This is a genomic window from Novosphingobium rhizosphaerae (assembly GCF_050920675.1).
GTDB classification, from domain to species: domain Bacteria; phylum Pseudomonadota; class Alphaproteobacteria; order Sphingomonadales; family Sphingomonadaceae; genus Novosphingobium; species Novosphingobium rhizosphaerae.
The window spans coordinates 3,332,735-3,349,972 of sequence record NZ_CP137861.1; the positions used below are offsets into that span (position 1 = coordinate 3,332,735).

A 17,238-nucleotide genomic window follows, 5' to 3' on the forward strand; every position below is an offset into this window, starting at 1 on the left:
CGCAGGGTGGCAGCGGTCAGGCCCCGCCCTTGCTGACTGGCAGCGCGGTCTTGTAGACAACGGGCCGCAATGCGAAACTGGTCGTCACCTGAGACACGCCCGCCACTTTCGTCAGCTTGTGGCGCAGGAAATCCTCGAACTCGCTCAACGAGCCGACCAGCACGCGCAGCTGATAATCGGCCTCCCCGGTCATCAGGTAACATTCCATCACTTCCGGGAAGTTGGTGACCGAGGCTTCGAACAACGACAGGCGCGTGTCGTCCTGCTGCTCCAGCCGGATGCGCACGAATGCGGTAACGCCCAGCCCAACCGCTTCGGGATTGACCAGGCCGACATAGCCCTGGATGACCCCGCTGTCCTCCAACTGGCGCACCCTGCGCAAGCAGGGGCTGGGCGATAGGCCCACGGCATCGGACAACTGCTGGTTGGTGATTCGACCATCGGCCTGGAGGCGCTCCAGGATCCGCAAGTCAATGCCGTCTAACCGGTCGATTGGCATAAAATTGCTCCAAGCCCGCTCTAGCAGCAGATCATGCTAATATACTGCGCAACACGCGCAATCTTTGCAATGACCTCTTGGGCCATGGTTGGCTAAATTCACGCACAGCAAATCAGAGGATCGCCATGGCCATCGTTGCACAACAGCAAGACCTGCAGGACAACGTTGAGGCGATCGAAGCGCTCGATACGCGCCTGCGCTGGCTTTCGGCCTGGACCGTCCACAATGCCAATCACGTGCGCAAGAAGCGCGACGGGATGAAAGTGGGCGGCCACCAGGCCAGTTGTGCCTCGATGACGACCATCATGTCCGCGCTCTATTTTCATGCGCTGCGCCCGCAGGACAAAGTGGCGGTCAAGCCACACGCCGGGCCGGTCCTGCATGCCATCCACTATCTGCTGGGCAACCAGAGCCTGGACCAGTTGCAGCGCTTTCGCGGGCTGGGCGGCATGCAAAGCTATCCTTCACGCACGAAGGATCAGATCCCCGTCGATTTTTCGACCGGGTCGGTTGGGCTGGGCGTTGCCATCACCGCCTTTGCCAGCCTGGTGCAGGACTATCTGATCGCCCATGGCCAGTTGCCTGCCGACAAGGCCGGCCGGATGATCGCCCTGATGGGCGATGCCGAGCTCGACGAAGGCAACATCTACGAATGCCTGATCGAGGGCTACAAGCACGAAATCCGCAATTGCTGGTGGATCGTCGATTACAACCGCCAATCGCTCGACAGCACGACGGCCGATCGCATGTTTCGCCGTTTCGACGATATCTTCGAAACCTGCGGCTGGCGCGTGCTGACGCTGAAATATGGCAAGCTGCAGCGCGCCGCGTTCAGCCAGCCGGGTGGCAAGAGCCTGCAGGATTGGATCGACAACTGCCCCAACGCCGACTTTGCGGTGCTTACCTACCAAGGCGGGGCCGCCTGGCGTGACCGCCTGATGGCCGACATCGGCCACAAGCCGCACGTCAAGGCGCTGCTCGGCGGGTTCGACGATGCCACGCTGGCACAGGTCATGACCAACCTGGGCGGCCATTGCGTGGAAACCCTGCTGGAAGCGTTCGCGGCGGCCGATGACGATACGCCCACGATGTTCATCGCCTATACCATCAAGGGTTACGGCCTGCCGCTCGCCGGCCACAAAGACAATCATTCGGGCATGATGAACCCGCAGCAGATCGCGCAACTGCGCGAAAGCCTGAACATTGCCGAGGGCGCGGAGTGGGAGCCTTATGGCGGCCTGGGCAACAACGTGGCTGCCGCGCTGCGCGACTTTGTCGGCCGCAGCGGCTTTGCCGCAACGCCGCCCGAGCACAAGGCCCCTGCCGTGCCAGTGCCGGCGCGCCTGCCTGCGCCCGACGGCCAGGACCAATCAACCCAGTCTGCGTTCGGTCGCATCCTCATGGACCTGGCCAAAAGCGGCGATAGCCTTGGCGATCGCATCGTGACCACCGCGCCCGACGTGACGCAGACCACCAACCTGGGTGGCTTCGTCAACCGGCGCGGCCTGTTCCGCCGCAGTGAATTGCAGGACGTGTTCCATGCCGCCAAGATCCCGTCGGCCCAGCGATGGTCGGGGCATGCTGCTGGCCAGCACATCGAACTGGGCATTGCCGAGAACAACTTCTTCCTGATGCTGGCGGCCCTTGGCCTTGCCGCCCCGCAATTCGGCACGCGCCTTCTGCCCGTGGGAACGGTTTACGATCCGTTCATCGCCCGTGGCCTCGATGCGCTCAACTACGGCTGCTATCAGGACGCGCGCTTCCTGCTGGTGGGGACGCCATCTGGCCTGACATTGGGGGCCGAAGGGGGCGCCCACCAATCAATCAACACGCCGCTGATCGGCATGGGCCAGCCCAACCTCGACTATTTCGAGCCCGCCTATGCCGATGAAGTGGCGATTTTGATGCGCCACGCATTCGAGCACATGCAGAAGCCTGACGGCAGTTCGGTCTATCTGCGGCTCAGCACCCGCTCGATCCCGCAGATCGAACGCACCGACGACGCGTGGGAAGCCGATGCGATCCGCGGCGGCTATTGGCTGCGCAAGCCAGCGCCCGATGCCGAAGCCGCCATCGTTTTCACCGGCGCCATCGCGCCCGAGGCGCTTGCCGCATGGGAAGCCCTGGTGGAGGACATGCCTGGGCTGGGCCTGCTCAACGTCACGTCGCCCGATCTGCTTCATCGCGGCTGGTCGGCCCGCCGCGCCGCGCGCTGGACCGGTGGCCCGATCGTACCCAGCCATGTCGAGCATCTGCTTTCGGGGCTGCCCGCCACGGCTGGGCTCATCACCGTGATCGATGGCTCGCCAGGCGCGCTATCCTGGCTGGGAGGCGTCAAAGGCATGCGCGTGAGCCCGCTGGGTATCGACCGCTTTGGCCAGACGGGCGATCTGCCCGATCTCTATCGGGCGTACCGACTGGATGTCGATGCGATCATCGACGCCGCATCGGAACTGTTTCTGGACGCTTGACGCGCCCTAAAACCCAAACATCGTAGCGCATTTAGTGCGGCAGGGCCAGGGACGCCACCATCTTGGCGGGGCCGGGCCCTGCCGTGTCCGCTTTCACCAGCACGCCCAAGCCTCCGCCCGGTTGTGACGCGCACGCGTTTCGTTGCGCTTGCCAAACCGACGCCATTCGAAACTCTAATAAAGTACCTTGCTATCTAAAATCACATTAGGTAGCTTGCGACCCAACGGGAAGATACCCGACGAGAGGATCGACATATGAGGAAGGCGTCTTGTGACCAGCCTGCGCGCAGGCTTGTTTCCATCATCGCTCTGGCCTGGACGACATTGCCGACGATGGTCCTGGCCCAATCGCTCCCCAGCGAGCCGCGCACCCCTGCCGCCCAGGCAGACGATGGTGCCGCCGAGGAGAGCACGACCGCTTCGGGCGGCCCCATCGTGGTTACCGGCACGCGCATCGCCAGCGGATTCGATGCCCCCACCCCGGTTTCGGTCATGGGCGCTGAGCGCCTGGCCGAGCGTGGCGCCGGCAACATCGGCGACGCTCTGAACGAACTGCCCGCCTTCCGCTCGACACAGACGCCGGCGTCCACCGGCCTGTCGGCTGCCGCCGGTTATGTGGGTGGGCGCATCCTCGACTTGCGCGGTCTTGGCTCGGTGCGCACGTTGACGCTGGTGGATGGCAAGCGCTTCGTGCCTTCGACCACGCAGGCCACTGTCGATACCAACATGATCCCCTCGATCCTGCTGCAACGGGCCGAAGTGGTCACCGGCGGCGCTTCTGCCGTCTATGGGTCTGACGCGGTGTCCGGCGTGGTCAACCTGCTGCTCGACAAGAAGCTGACCGGCTATCGCTTCAACGCCCAGGCCGGCGTTTCGAAATACGGCGACGCCAGCACGCGCCAGATCGGCATCGCGGGCGGCTGGGCGATCGGCCAAAGCGCGCATCTTATCCTCGGCGGCGAATACGAGACCAACGATGGGGTAGAGGCCTGCCGCGTGCGCGAATGGTGCGCCAACGGGCAGATCAACTGGGGCCGCAATCCCGGCCAGACCGGCCTTCCGGCCAACAACATCCTCAGCAATGTCCATCCCTGGTCGGCCTCGTACAATGGCGTGACCACTCCGCCCTCCTCGGCTTACACCGGCAACGCGGTTCCCACCCTGCGCCCGATCGACGGCATCACCTTTGGCCGCGATGGCACCCCGCGCCGCTTCCAGTTCGGCTCGCTGGTCAATTCGCTCTACCAGGTGGGCGGCGAAAGCGATGGGCCGGGCGAGAACATCTACTTCGATTTCCCGATCGTCTCGCCGACCAAGCGCTACAACGCCATGGCGCACCTGACCTGGGAGGCGAGCCCTGCCCTCACGCTCGAATTCACCGGCAACTATGGCCATGCAGAAGGGTGGCACCGCGCGGTCGCCTATCGCAACACCGCGCTCACGATCCGCGCCGACAACGCGTTCCTGCCACGCTCGGCCGACCCGACGCTTGACATCCCGACGATCCTGGCCGCCAGCGGGCTGACCAGCTTCACCCTGGGCAAGGGCTTCGACGATATCGGCCCCGGCCAGATTCACGTGCGCAACAACGTGATCCGCGCTGTCGTCCAGGCGCGCTATGACCTTGGTGGCGGATGGAAGGCCGATGCCTACTACCAATTCGGGCGCAACAGCTTCCGCAGCGACCTGACCGGCGGCACCGTCACCTCGCGGCTGCTCAACGCGATCGATTCCGTCTCGGTCAACGGCACGCCCACCTGCCGGATCAACGCCGACGCTTCCACCGCCAACGACGATCCCGCCTGCGTTCCGCTCAACCCGTTCGGCTACGCCAACGGGTCGACCTTCGCCGCTGCCAAGGCCTATGTCACTGCCAACGGCTATCAGACCAACATCACGACCGAGCATGTCGCCGCGGCCAACGTGACCGGTTCGCTGTTCAATCTGCCGGGCGGGCCACTGGGCGTGGCGGTGGGCGGCGAATACCGCAACGATGCGGTCAAGGGCGATGCCGACCTGCTCTCGCAAGGCAACCGCTTCTTTACCGGCGGCGGCTCGCTGATTTCGGGCCGCATCGCCGTGGCGGAAGGCTATGGCGAAATCGAGGCGCCGATCCTGCGCCATGTTCCCTTCTTCGACGAACTGGGGCTCAACGGCGCGATTCGGCGCACGCACTACAAGCGTTCGAGCGACTTCTTCCCCTCCAGCTCGCTGAGCGTGACCACCTGGAAGTTCGGCGGCACCTGGGCACCGATCGAGGCGCTGCGCCTGCGCGCCACCCGCTCGCGCGATATCCGCGCGCCCAACGTGTCCGAACTGTTCGGCCCCACCACGCAGACGCAGGGCATCCTCACCGACCCGCAGCGCGGCGGCGTGCAGACCGTGGCGCCGATCACGCAAGGGTCCAATCCCAATCTCCAGCCCGAAAAGGCCGACACTTTCACCGTCGGCGCGGTGATCCAGCCGCGCGGCGGGTTCCTCGGCCGCTTGCGCGCCTCGGTCGACTATTACCGGATCGAGATCAAGGATGCGATCAGCACGCTGGGGCAGCAAAACATCGTGACCCGCTGCTTCCAGGGCGATCCGCTCAGTTGCTCGCTGGTGACGCGCGACTCCTCCGGCGCGATCACCAACATCGTCGATACCCAGCAGAACGTGAACAAGCTGATCGCGCGCGGCTTTGATATCGAGGTGTCCTACCGCCAGCCCCTGGGTGGCGACGCCAGCCTCAACACCCGCGTGCTGGCCAGCAACGTGATCGACCTCATCACCGTCGACGCGGTTGGCCCCACCGAGCGTGCCGGGCAGACTGGGCTGCGCGCGGGCACGCCGCCGGGCATTCCCGACTGGACGGTGGACGGCATGGTCACGCTCGACCTGCCCGACCGGTTCAGCTTCTCCACCCATGTCCGCTGGATCAACAAGGGTTTCTACAACGCCGCCTTCATCGGCCCGGATCAGGATGGCTATGCCATCACCGCGCCGACCAGCTCCAACACCAACAGCGTGCCATCGAAGACCTACGTCGACCTGCTCGCCACCTTCCGGGTGCGCCAGCAGGGTGCGCAGAAGTTCGACGTGTTCTTTGGCGTAGACAATGTCTTCAACACCGATCCGCCGCGCGTTCCCGGCGCCAACGGCTCGGGCAACAACGTGCTGTTCAACCCGGTCGGCCAGTCCTTCAAGGCCGGGGTCCGCGGCACGTTCTGATCACTCCCACTTGCCCCGGGGCGCTTCCTCCTCCCGCGCCTCGGGGATTTTTCTCCCTTGCTGACAATGGATTGTGCCAAGATGCTCGAACGCCCCTTCGACCCTGAGACCCGCATCGTTTCCCGCCGCGACGCGCCCGGCCTGATCGAGCGCGAATGCGATATCTGCGTGGTCGGCTCCGGCGCATCGGGCGCTTCGGCGGCGATCGAGGCAGCCCGCGCGGGCAACCGCGTGATCCTGGTCGACGGCTTGCCCTCGCTGGGCGGACAGGCGGTCAATTCGATCATCGGCATGTTCTGCGGGCTCTATACCCCCGGTCTGGATGGCCGCCAGCTCACCCACGGCATCGCCGACGAGATCATCGCCGAGCTGACCGCCAATGGCGACGCCCACATTATCCAGGGCGGGGTGATGAAAGTGGTGATGTACAACGAAGTCGCGCTCGGTCGCTGGGTGGAGAAGGCCGTGATCGCCGCCGGTGTCCAGCCTTTGACCGGGGCGATCATCCGCCAGGTCCATGTCGAAAGCCGGCGGGTTACCGCACTCGACATCGCCACGCGCCACGGCGATGTGCGCATCCGCGCGCAAGGCTTCATCGATGCCTCGGGCGACGCGGCGCTGACCTGGCAGGCCGGCTTCGATTGCCGTGTCCAGGCCGAAGGCCAGATCTACGGCTCGCAGATGCTGATCGTCGAGGGCATCGACGACGCACACAAGCCCGATTGGGACACGATGGCCCGCCGCATCGCCGAGCGAGGCGAGCAATATGGCATGATGCGGCGCGACGGCTTTGCCGCGACATTCCCCGGCACCGACATCGCCATGGTCAACATGACGCACATCGAAACGCCGCTCGATCCGTTCGAAGCGGCCGAGAAGCAGATCGATGGCAAGGAGCAGGCCGACCGCACGCTGGTGTTCCTGCGGGCCGAATTTCCCGAGGCTTTCGGCAAGGCGCGGGTACGGGCCTATGGCCTGCCCGGCGTGCGCCAGACCCGCTGGATCGTGGGCACGCACCATCTCACCACCGCGGAAGTGCGCGCCGCCACGTGCTTTGACGATGCCATCGCGCGCTGTTCCTGGCCGCTCGAGCAGCACCACAACCGCGAGGGCTATGTCTGGGAAACCTTCGGACCCGACCATATCCACACCGTACCGCTGCGCTCGCTGGCGGTGGCCGGTGCCGACAACCTGCTGGCCGTGGGGCGCTGCATCGATGCCGATTCCACCGCGCTGTCATCGGTGCGGGTCATGGGGCCGTGCATTGCCATGGGGGCCGCCGCCGCCCATGCCCTGACGATCGCGGGCTCGGGATCGGTCCACCAGGTCGACATGGGCTTGCTCCGCCAGAAGATTGCAGCAAATCTCGAAGGATAAGGTCGCGCACCAAGCCGGCCAGCCGGGAAAGGATCCCTGAATGGGAAAGGCCAGCAGGACCATCGACGTTGCCCGCGTGATCGACGCGCGCGGCCTTGGTCCGTTCAATTACCGCCTGATCGCGCTGTCGTGGCTGATCACCGTGTTCGACGGCTTCGACATGATGATGATCAGCTTCACCGCGCCCTACATGCGCGACGAACTGGGACTGACCAAGCCCATGCTGGGCAATGTCTTCTCGGCCGGGCTGCTGGGCATGATGATCGGCGGCTTCGTGCTGGCCTGGCTGGGCGACCGGCGCGGCCGGCGCCAGACGATCGCGCTGGCGGCGGTCGCCTTTGGCATCCTCACCGCCGCCACTGCGCTAGCGCGGTCCTATGAAGCGCTGCTGGTGCTGCGCTTCCTCGACGGTTTCGCGATCGGCGGCATGCTGCCGCTCGCCTGGGCGCTCAACATCGAATACGTGCCCACCCGGCTGCGCTCGACCGTCGTGACGGTGATCATGATGGGCTACAGCCTCGGGACCGCGCTGGCCGGGCCGGTCACGGTGTGGCTGGCGCCGCGCTTTGGCTGGGAAGGCGTGTTCGTCGCGGGCGGCGCCGCGACTTTGGTGATCGCCGCCGCGCTGTTCGTCTGGCTGCCCGAATCCGTGCGGTTCCTGGTGGCGCGCAACCGTGATCCGGTGCGCCTTGCGGCCACGCTCAACCGCATCGATCCCGCGCTCGGCGCCACGCCCAGCGACCAGTTCGTGCTGGGCGACGAGGCCCGGGTGGCGGCGGGCAACTTCCGCGTCGGCCAGCTTTTTGCCGGGCCGCTGCGCTGGATCACCCCGCTGCTGTGGCTGGGCTATATCGCCAGCACGCTGGCGGTCTATTTCAAGGCCAACTGGGGTCCGATCGTTTACGAGGACCTGCATTTCCCGCGCGACCTGGCCGCCTATCTCTCGTCGTTCTCCGGCATGATGGGTGCGGTGCTGGGCCTGCTCCTGATGCGCTTTACCGATCGCAAGGGCGCCTTGGCCGTCGCCTTCTTCCCGGCGCTCGCCGCGCCGGTGCTGCTGCTGATCGGGCTCGTGCCGTTGAGCCCCATGGCCTTCCTCGTGCTCTCGGTGATCTCCACCAGCCTGGTCGGCGGGGCGCATTTCGGCATCCTGTCGATCGCCGGGATCTATTACCCGACCGCGATCCGCGCCAACGGTTCGGGCTGGGCCACCTCGGTCGCCAAGATCGGCGGCATTGCCGGGCCCATCCTGGGCGGCCTCGTGCTCGCCTCCGGCCTGCCGGTGGTCACCAGCTTTGCCATCCTTGCGATCTGCCCCGTCGTGCTGGCGCTCTCGGCGTTCGGCATCGCCTTCGCCGTCGGCCGCGAACAGCGCGCCAGCGCAGCCTCCGCCCCTGCCCCCTCGTTCTCCCCCATATCCTGAAAGGCCGGCTATGACCGCTCCCGATCCGCAGACTCAACGCCCCCTGCGCAGCCTTGCCGCCAACTCCCCGGTTCGTCAGGCCCACTGGCGCGCGCTTGGCCTGACCGACGCCGACTTGCTCAAGCCCAAGATTGCCGTGGTCAATTCCTCGTCGGAACTCGCGGTGTGCTTCGCCCACCTCGATGGCGTGGCCAAAGTGGTCAAAGACGCGATTCGCGCCGCGGGCGGCGTGCCGTTCGAAGTGCGCACCACCGCCCCTTCCGACTTCATCACCGGTGCCGGGCGCCAGGGGAGCTACATCCTGGCCGCGCGCGACCTCGTGACCAACGATATCGAGGCCCAGGTCGAAGCGGCGATGCTCGACGGCATGGTCTGCCTCACCAGTTGCGACAAGACCCCGCCGGGCCATCTGATGGCGGCGATGCGGCTGAACATCCCCACGCTGCTGGTGATCGGCGGCTACCAGGCCTCTGGCACGGTCGACGGCGATCCGGTCGATATCGAGGACTTGTTCTCTGGCGGGGTCGGCGCCAGCCTCGGCAAGCCCGGCAAACATGCGATGGAAGACGTGACCCGCAATGCCATTCGCGGTCCCGGCGTTTGCGCCGGTATGGCCACGGCCAACACCATGCATTGCGTGGTCGAGGCGCTGGGCATGTGCATCGCCGGTTCGGCGCCGGTGCGCGCCAACAGCGACAAGATGTTCGACGCGGCCCGCGCGGCCGGCGCGCGCGTCGTCGAGATGGTTCACGAGGACCTGACCCCGCGCCGGATCATGACGCCCGGCGCGTTCCGCAACGCTGCGGCCATGGTCCTGGCCGTTTCGGGTTCGATCAATGCGATCAAGCACCTGCAGGCAACAGCCACCGAAGGCGGAGTGGACGCCGATCTTTTCGCCATCTGGGATGACATGGGCCGCAAGGTCCCCACGCTTTCGGCGGTGCGCCCCAACGGCCCGGTTCGCATCGAGGGTTTCGAGGACGCCGGCGGCGCCCGCGCGATGCTCAAGCAGTTGGAGCCGCTGCTCGACCGCGAGGTGCTGGTGGCATCTGGCCGGACCATGGGCGAGGATCTGGCCGACGCGACGATTGTCGATGCCGAGATCATCCGTCCGCTCGACCGCCCCGTATCCGAGGGGCCGTCGATCGCGATCCTCAAAGGCTCGCTCGCGCCCGAAAGCGCAGTGGTCAAGCTGGGCATCCGCGACGGCACCCGGCCCGAGGCTTTCGAAGGCACGGCCCGTGTGTTCGAGGATACTGCCAGCGCCATGAAGGCGATCGCGGCGGGACAATTGCAGAAGGGCGACGTCCTGGTGCTGCGCGGCCAAGGGCTGAAAGGTGGGCCGGCGATGGGTGGCGGCGCGTCGATCGTGCTGTTCGCCATCGACGCGGCGGGCCTCGCGCGCGATGTCGCCTTCATCACCGACGGCCAGCTTTCGGGCTTGTGCCTCAAGGGCCTGACCATTGCCGAAGTCGCGCCCGAGGCTGCGGTCGGCGGCCCGATCGCCCGGGTGCGCGACGGCGACCGCATCGAGATCGATGTCGCCACGCGGCGCCTTGATCTTGCCGTCCCGGCCGACGAACTGGCGCGGCGGCCAGCACCGGGCAACGCCTTTCCCGTGCCGGCGGATGGCTGGCTCGGGATCTATCGCCGCGATGTGCAACCGATGGCAACCGGCGCGGTGCTGCTCGACCTGCCGGTCGGTGGGCGAGGCTGACTTCGCTCATGGCCCCGCCCCGGTCACGCCCGGCCGCGCCCGCTTCGGTAGCAGACTATACAATCCCGCCGGCCTCGGGCATGGTGGCGCCGATGGACGATACCGACGGCAAGGCGCGAACGCGCGACCGCACCGACCACAAGCGTGGCCCCAAGGCCGCCCCGCCCAAGGCGCCGGCACAGGCGCGCCCTGGCCGCCGGCGCGAGGAGATTGCCTTGCCCGGTGGCTTTGCCACTGATGAATCCGAACGCCACCTGATGCGCTACCGCCGCGCCAGCGGCGATAGCACCGACGACGGCCTGTTCCGCGTCACCCGTGCCATCGTCGTGGCGGGACGGTTGTGGCGCAAGGTTGCCAACGACCGCATCAAGGCGCTCAACCAGACGATGGCGCGCTGGGAAACGCTGTTCCACGTCGCCTATTCCGATGCGGCGTTGACCCAGGGCGACCTCGCCCGGTTGATCAGCGTTGAAGGGCCAACGATGGTGCGCATGCTCGACGCGCTGGCCCGCGACGGACTGATCGAGCGCGAGCAGAGCACCGAGGATCGGCGCGTCACGCTCAATCGCATCACCCCGGCCGGGCAAAAGGCCATCGAGGACATCATGGCGATCACCAATGAACTGCGCGGCGACGTGCTGGCCGGGATCGAACCGGAAAAGCTGGCCGTGACCGTCGAAGTGCTCACGCGCATTCTCAAGCGTCTCGATTCGATGCGCTAAGCACCATTGAGCGCCCCCGATACCGGGGGATTTTGCTGAAATAGATAGCTTGCTACAAGATGGAGAGGATCGACATGGTGACGCTCACCACGCAAGAAAAGGCGATGCTCGATGGCGCGCAGGGGCCGGCGGTGGCCCGCGCAATGGCGCTGCTGGTTCGCTATGCCGAGGCGTTAGGCGCCGAGGATTTCGTTGAAACCAACAATGTTGCCGGGGTGCCGGGCTCCGCCTCGCCGTGGATGAAGGAATATTACGCAGCTGACGGCGGCGACTATCGCGCGGTGTTCTCGCGTTTCGATCTCGATTCCGATGACGTCGTCGACGTGCCGCGGATGAATGCGTTTTCGTGCCACCTCCAGGGCGGCATGGACCCCGAACTGTGGCGCGAACAGGGCATGACCGAGGCCGCCAATGCCAACTTCCGCTCCGACGAGGCAGAAGTGGCGGCCCATGGCATCCAGTTGCTCAAGACCTGCACGCCCTATCTTGCCGGCAACGTGCCGGTGATGGGCGAGCATTGCGCGTGGATGGAATCGAGCGCGGTGGTCTTCTGCAACTCGGTGGTCGGCGGGCGCACCAACTGCGAGGGGCGTGAATCGACCAGCGCCGCGATGCTGGCAAAGCGTATTCCCAACTGGGGCTTTCACCGCGATGCGTACCGCCTGGGCCAGCACGCCATCGACGTGCAAGTGCCGGTAGACGATGTGTTCGACTGGGGCCTGCTCGGCTATTTCACCGGGGCGGCAGTGGAGGACACGATCCCTGTGCTCTCAGGTGCCATCGCCAACCCTTCGCTGATCCGCCACAAGCACTTCGGCGCGGCGGCGGCCTCTTCGGGCGGGGTGGAGATGTACCACATGGTCGGCATCACGCCCGAGGCGCGCGATCTGGAGACCGCGTTCGGCGGGGCCCCGCGCGGCGAGCGCTTCATCTATGATGCAAAGGCGCGGCGGCGCACCTGGGAATCGCTCAACAGCGTCGGGCAGAGCACGGCAGTCGATTTCGTCATGCTCGGCTGCCCGCACTACTCGATCGAGCAGATCGCCGAGGCTGCGCATCTGATCGAGGGCCGCCGGGTTCACGCCAACTGCGCCCTGTGGATCTTCACCAGCCGCGCGGTGAAAGCCGTGGCCGATGCGGGTGGCCACACCGCCACCCTGCGCGCGGCCGGCGCCCTGCTGATGACCGACACATGCTCGGCAATCAGCCAGGCGATCCCGCCCGGCACCCGCGTGGCCGCTTTCGACAGTGCCAAGCAGACGCATTACCTTCCGGCGATGATGGGGATCGAGGGCTGGTTTGGCACCACCGCCGAATGCATCGATGCCGCCTGTACCGGCGTCTGGCGTGGAGACCTCGCATGAGTGCCGCCCCGCTCCCCACCCGCACGCCCGATTATGTGATCCACGGGCGTTGCGTCGTTCCCGGCGTCATCGTTGGCGAAGCGCTGGTCACGCGCGACACGATCTCTGGCTGGGGCGGTGTAAACCCCATGGCCGGAACCGTGATCGAAAGTCGGCATGAACTCAACGGGGTAAGCTTTGCCGGCAAGATCCTGGTGTTCCCCGGCGCGAAGGGATCGTCGGGCTGGTCGTCGATCTTCCATATGACGCGGCTTGCCGGCACCGCCCCGCTGGCCCTGCTGTTCAACGTGACGACGACGAAAGCGGCGCTGGGCGCGGTGGTGCTGCGGGTACCGGCCCTTACCGATTTCGACCGTGACCCGCTCGATCTGATCGCCAGCGGTGACCTGCTGCGTGTGGACGCGGGCGAAGGCCGCGTGGAAGGCTGGCGCGCGCTGCCCTAAGGCGCGCAGGCGCTATTCCACCGGCGAGGCCGTGGACAAAGCGCCCGCTGCCCGCGATCGGTGCGCGGCGGATCGGCGTTGCGAATTCGGGCACGCGCGCGTGCGGGATGGGCTACAGACCCAAGGCGGCCGCCTGCTCAGGCTTTGCCGGCTGGCGTGCCTGTTTCTCAGGATGGTTCGCAGGACCGGGGCGCCAGAAAGAAAGGCACGGTTCCATGTCCACGCTTGATCGTCGCAGCTTCCTTTCTGCCGGTGGCGCCGCGCTTGCCGCCACGGCCGCATCGGCCCACACGCCAACGCGGCGCCCGTCCGTCGTCACGGTGACGGGCGGCAAAGTCGCCGGCCGTGCAACCGCGGTGCCTGGTGTGACGGCCTGGCTCGGCATCCCTTACGCAGCGCCACCTGTCGGACCTATGCGTTGGCGCCCGCCTGGGCCGGTTCAGCCGTGGCGGGGGGTGCGGCCGGGCGATCGCTTCGGCGCCAGCCCCTGTGCCATGCCGCAATCCTTCGATGGCCCTGACCAGCGCGTGCCGGGCATGTCGGAAGACTGCCTCACGCTCAATGTCTGGGCTCCGCCCCGCGCGGACAAGCCGCGACCGGTGATGGTGTGGATCTACGGCGGCGCCTATGTCTCGGGGACGACGGACGATCCACGCTATGACGGCGCGGCGATGGCCGGCCAGGACGTGATTTTCGTCAGCATCAACTACCGCGTCGGCATCCTGGGCTTTTTCGCCCATCCGGAATTGGCAAGTGAGTCGCCCGATGGCGTTTCGGGCAACTATGCCCTGCTCGACCAGATCGCCGCGCTGCGCTGGGTCAAGGAGAACATCGCGGCGTTTGGCGGGGATCCGGGCAATGTCACGATCCTGGGCCAGTCGGCCGGCGCCTTCAGCGTCGCCTATCACCTGGTCCTGCCCCAATCGCGCGGCCTGTTCCATCGCGCCATCGCGCAAAGCGGCGCGCCGATGGGCCAGGTCAACGGCCTGTCGATGATTGCCGATCTGGCCCCGATGGAGCAGGCCGGCCTGGCCTTTGGCGCAAAGGTCGGCGCGCCCCGCCTGGCAGACTTGCGCAAGATGGACGCCATGGCGCTGGTCAGGGCCTATGACGGATCGTGGAATTTCCAACCGGCGCTCGACGGGCACGTGATCCCCGCCCACCCCTTTGCCATGATCCGCGACGGCAACCACGCCCGCGTGCCCCTGCTCGCTGGCTACAATGCCGACGAAGGCGCGATCTTTGCGCCGATGGGCGGAGGCACGGTGGCCGGCCTGGACGCAGCGCTGACAGAAACGTTCGGCCCGCTGGCGGCCAAGGCGCGCGCGGTCTATCCCGCGCAAACCGCGCAGGAAGCCGCCGCGCGTGGCGCGGAAGTGTTCGGCGACCTGATCTTCAACTGGAACACCGCAGCGCTCGCCTCTGCCATGGCCCGGTTCGGCAGCGATCCGGCCTATCTCTACCATTTCACCTATGACGGCATGCCACGCCTGGGCAACGGCACGCGTCGTTGCGCCTTCCACGGGGCCGAGATCGGGCTGGTGCTGCGCACCCTGGGCGCGCGGGGCGAGCCGGTCAGCGCCGAACAGCGCGCGATCAGCGCCATGCTATCGGGCTATTGGCTGGACTTTGCCCGGCAGGGCGATCCCAACGGCGGGGGGCGCCCTGTCTGGCCCCGGTTCGTGCCCGGAACCTCCAGCGTGTTTCATCTTGAAGGGCTGCAGCCACGCGCGGGAGAAATCCCCTTCGCGCGCCGCATGGCACTCATCGGCGAAGCCTGGGCCAATCCGATCCTGCAAGCCTGAACGCGAAAGGGCAGCGGGACGGGCAAGCGCGCCCGCCCCGCTGCCCCGCGTTCAATCAATAGCGATACTGCAAGGTCGCGCCGATCGTGCGCGGGCGATAGGTCTGGTTGAAGTACAGATAGCTGCCCACGCCGTCGTGATTGCGGGCCAGGAGGTCGCGCGAGTTGGTGAGGTTGTCGACGAACAGCGAGGCATCGATCCCGCCCATGCGACCACCGAACCGCAGTTGCAGGAAATTGGTGCCGCCCAGGGCATAGAGGCCCGGGTCATACCCATAGGCGCCCTTCACCGTATCGAGCGCGCTGCTGCTGGCAAAGCTGTAATCGAGGCGCAGGTAGCCGTCGATCGCAGCGCTCACCGGGCGTTCCACCGTGGCGTAGAGGTGGCCGCTCCAGATCGGGCCACTGATGCGCTGTCCAGCGGCCTTGAGCAGCAGCCCGTTGCCGCCATAGACGTTGTCGTCATAAGTCAGGTTGGTATAGCCGATGTTGCCGCCCAGCACGACGCCCTTCGCCGGCTTGACTTCGATCGCCGCTTCCACGCCGCGGCCGGTGGCGTTGCCCAGGTTATCGATGAACGAGAAGCTGCAGGTGGGCAGGCGGATCGACTGCTGCATGTTGCGCCACTTGAGCAGATAGCCGCCGACATCGAAGTTGAGCAGCCCAGCCAAGGCCTTGCCCTTCGCTCCGGCCTCGTATGACCACAGCGAGTCCGACTTGTAGGCGGAGGGGACGTTGGTCATGCCCAGCGTTGCCAGATCGCCATCGCAGGCTGAGCTATAGGTCGAAGGCTGTGCGCCGGCCGGGCGGAAACCCTTGGTGGCAGAGGCATAGAGCATCGTGGTGGGCGTGACCTGGAAGTCGATGCCGAACTTGGGCGTCCAATCCCCTTCGGTGTTGTGCGCGGGCGAAACGATGTCGGTACCGCCGGTATAGGGCCCCTTGACCGTATCGACGAAGTTGAACACGTCGTGGGTATAGCGCAGCGCGGCGGTGATCTTGAGGCGATCGACCGGCTTGAAATCGACGCTGGCAAAGCCGGCCACCTGGGTGTCGCGCGCCTCGACGAGGTTCACATAGCTGTAAACCCCTTGATATTGCGGGCTACCAAAGACCAGCGTCCCCTCGACGAGGCCGGACTGGGTGAAATTGCTGAACGATTGCTTGGTCTTGGAGAAAAATCCGCCCACGCTCCAATCGAGCGTCTTGTTGCCATAGGACTGGACGCGCACTTCCTGGGTGAAGTTGCGCTGCTTCATCGTCAGGAAATCCTGGCTGTTGGACGGATCTTCGTCCGCGTATGTGCCGAATGGATCGCCGGTGTTGATGAACCCGAAATAGGTTCCGTAGCTCAAGGTCTGCTGCTGATCGCGCGCGAAGTACGACGTGGTCGAGACCACTTCGAGCGTGCCATGCTGCCAGTCGAGCGTCAGCGACGGCAACCAGAACTTGTCGGTGGTGGGGTCGGCTTGCGGTGTCCCGGTGACGTAGTTGGACTTGGCCGCATTGCCGTAGCCTTCCCAGTAATCGTCCCGGCTGTTCTGGCGGGTACGCTGGAAGAACAGCTTGGGCGTAACGGTCAGGTCCGGGGTGGCTTTCCAACCCAGCGCCAGGCGCACCGAATAGTTGTCCTGGTAATTCACGTCCTGCTGCTGGATGATCCCGGTGGTGGGCGAAACGCGATCGACATAGCCGCCGACATGCTGGTACCAGCCACTGGCCCGGAATGCGAGGGTCGGGGTGATCGGCGCGCCGACCGCAAGCCCCGTCTCGAAACTGGGCGAACCGTTCTGGGTGAACGAGAGCTGCGAGCGCGAATAGACCGAAAGCTTGTCGAAGTTCGGGCTGGTGGTGATGAACCGCACCGCACCACCTTCGGCACTGGCACCAAACTGCGTGCCTTGCGGCCCGCGCAGCACTTCAACGCGTTCCAGGTCGAACACGCGTGGATAGGGATTGCCGCCGTAATAGCCCACGTTGCGCATCTGGATAGGGGTATCGTCGATATAGAGGGCCGTGGTGGCCGAGCCGACATCGGACTTGAGCCCGCGAATGGCGATGTTGGAGCCGTTGTTGCCGGTGACGCCCGCCGTGGTCGAGAAGTTCAGCGCCGGCGTGAGACGGGCGATATCATCGATCGAGCGGATGTTCTGCTGGTCCATCAATTCCTGGGAATAGGTCACGATGGACAGCGGAACCTTGCTCAAG

The 17,238-nt window shown here is 65.9% G+C and carries 11 protein-coding genes; 9 read left to right on the top strand and 2 right to left on the bottom strand.

Features of this window, described 5'->3' with window-relative positions; translation table 11 throughout:
- Positions 1 to 16: 16 nt before the first annotated feature.
- A complete protein-coding gene (locus tag R9J51_RS15185; RefSeq protein ID WP_168555199.1) occupies positions 17 to 499 on the bottom strand; it encodes an Lrp/AsnC family transcriptional regulator in 483 nt (160 codons plus the stop codon).
- A 125-nt stretch (positions 500 to 624) separates the two neighbouring features.
- On the opposite strand from R9J51_RS15185, the gene R9J51_RS15190 reads away from it, so the two are divergent.
- From R9J51_RS15190 to R9J51_RS15230, 9 genes are all read left to right on the top strand, one after another.
- Entirely contained in the window at positions 625 to 2,970 is a 2,346-nt protein-coding gene (locus tag R9J51_RS15190; RefSeq protein ID WP_179504940.1) for a transketolase, read from the top strand.
- Between the two features lie 255 nt (positions 2,971 to 3,225).
- Positions 3,226 to 6,180, top strand: a complete 2,955-nt coding sequence (locus R9J51_RS15195; protein WP_218847407.1) for a TonB-dependent receptor domain-containing protein — start codon at positions 3,226 to 3,228, stop codon at positions 6,178 to 6,180.
- Between the two features lie 81 nt (positions 6,181 to 6,261).
- A complete protein-coding gene (locus R9J51_RS15200) occupies positions 6,262 to 7,557 on the top strand; it encodes an FAD-dependent oxidoreductase (protein ID WP_179504942.1) in 1,296 nt (431 codons plus the stop codon).
- A gap of 40 nt (positions 7,558 to 7,597) precedes the next feature.
- On the top strand, positions 7,598 to 8,980 hold the full coding sequence (locus R9J51_RS15205; RefSeq protein ID WP_179504943.1) for an MFS transporter: 1,383 nt from the start codon (positions 7,598 to 7,600) through the stop codon (positions 8,978 to 8,980).
- Positions 8,981 to 8,990: 10 nt separating this feature from the next.
- Positions 8,991 to 10,697: a dihydroxy-acid dehydratase gene (locus R9J51_RS15210; protein WP_179504944.1), complete on the top strand. Its 1,707-nt coding sequence runs from the start codon at positions 8,991 to 8,993 to the stop codon at positions 10,695 to 10,697.
- 8 nt (positions 10,698 to 10,705) lie between these two features.
- Positions 10,706 to 11,419, top strand: a complete 714-nt coding sequence (locus R9J51_RS15215; RefSeq protein ID WP_168555205.1) for a MarR family winged helix-turn-helix transcriptional regulator — start codon at positions 10,706 to 10,708, stop codon at positions 11,417 to 11,419.
- Between the two features lie 74 nt (positions 11,420 to 11,493).
- Positions 11,494 to 12,783 (top strand): aconitase X, encoded by a 1,290-nt coding sequence (locus tag R9J51_RS15220; RefSeq protein ID WP_218843632.1) that lies wholly within the window; start codon positions 11,494 to 11,496, stop codon positions 12,781 to 12,783.
- Positions 12,780 to 13,226 carry an aconitase X swivel domain-containing protein gene (locus R9J51_RS15225; protein WP_168555206.1) on the top strand — a complete coding sequence of 149 codons (447 nt, stop codon included), beginning with the start codon at positions 12,780 to 12,782 and terminating at the stop codon, positions 13,224 to 13,226. Before R9J51_RS15220 ends, R9J51_RS15225 begins: the two co-directional genes overlap by 4 nt.
- 215 nt (positions 13,227 to 13,441) lie before the next feature.
- Positions 13,442 to 15,031, top strand: coding sequence for a carboxylesterase family protein (locus R9J51_RS15230; RefSeq protein ID WP_179504945.1), 1,590 nt, complete (start codon positions 13,442 to 13,444; stop codon positions 15,029 to 15,031).
- Positions 15,032 to 15,086: 55 nt separating this feature from the next.
- On the opposite strand, the gene R9J51_RS15235 is transcribed toward R9J51_RS15230, so the two are convergent.
- Positions 15,087 to 17,237, bottom strand: a complete 2,151-nt coding sequence (locus R9J51_RS15235; protein ID WP_179504946.1) for a TonB-dependent receptor domain-containing protein — start codon at positions 17,235 to 17,237, stop codon at positions 15,087 to 15,089.
- Position 17,238: the final 1 nt, after the last annotated feature.

Excerpts from the sequence above, each read along its gene's own strand:
- R9J51_RS15185 (WP_168555199.1), bottom strand. The coding sequence starts at position 499 with ATGCCAATCGACCGGTTAGACGGCATTGACTTGCGGATCCTGGAGCGC.
- R9J51_RS15200 (WP_179504942.1), top strand. The coding sequence starts at position 6,262 with ATGCTCGAACGCCCCTTCGACCCTGAGACCCGCATCGTTTCCCGCCGC.
- R9J51_RS15205 (WP_179504943.1), top strand. The coding sequence starts at position 7,598 with ATGGGAAAGGCCAGCAGGACCATCGACGTTGCCCGCGTGATCGACGCG.
- R9J51_RS15190 (WP_179504940.1), top strand. The coding sequence starts at position 625 with ATGGCCATCGTTGCACAACAGCAAGACCTGCAGGACAACGTTGAGGCG.
- R9J51_RS15210 (WP_179504944.1), top strand. The coding sequence starts at position 8,991 with ATGACCGCTCCCGATCCGCAGACTCAACGCCCCCTGCGCAGCCTTGCC.
- R9J51_RS15230 (WP_179504945.1), top strand. The coding sequence starts at position 13,442 with ATGTCCACGCTTGATCGTCGCAGCTTCCTTTCTGCCGGTGGCGCCGCG.
- R9J51_RS15220 (WP_218843632.1), top strand. The coding sequence starts at position 11,494 with ATGGTGACGCTCACCACGCAAGAAAAGGCGATGCTCGATGGCGCGCAG.
- R9J51_RS15195 (WP_218847407.1), top strand. The coding sequence starts at position 3,226 with ATGAGGAAGGCGTCTTGTGACCAGCCTGCGCGCAGGCTTGTTTCCATC.
- R9J51_RS15225 (WP_168555206.1), top strand. The coding sequence starts at position 12,780 with ATGAGTGCCGCCCCGCTCCCCACCCGCACGCCCGATTATGTGATCCAC.
- R9J51_RS15215 (WP_168555205.1), top strand. The coding sequence starts at position 10,706 with ATGGCCCCGCCCCGGTCACGCCCGGCCGCGCCCGCTTCGGTAGCAGAC.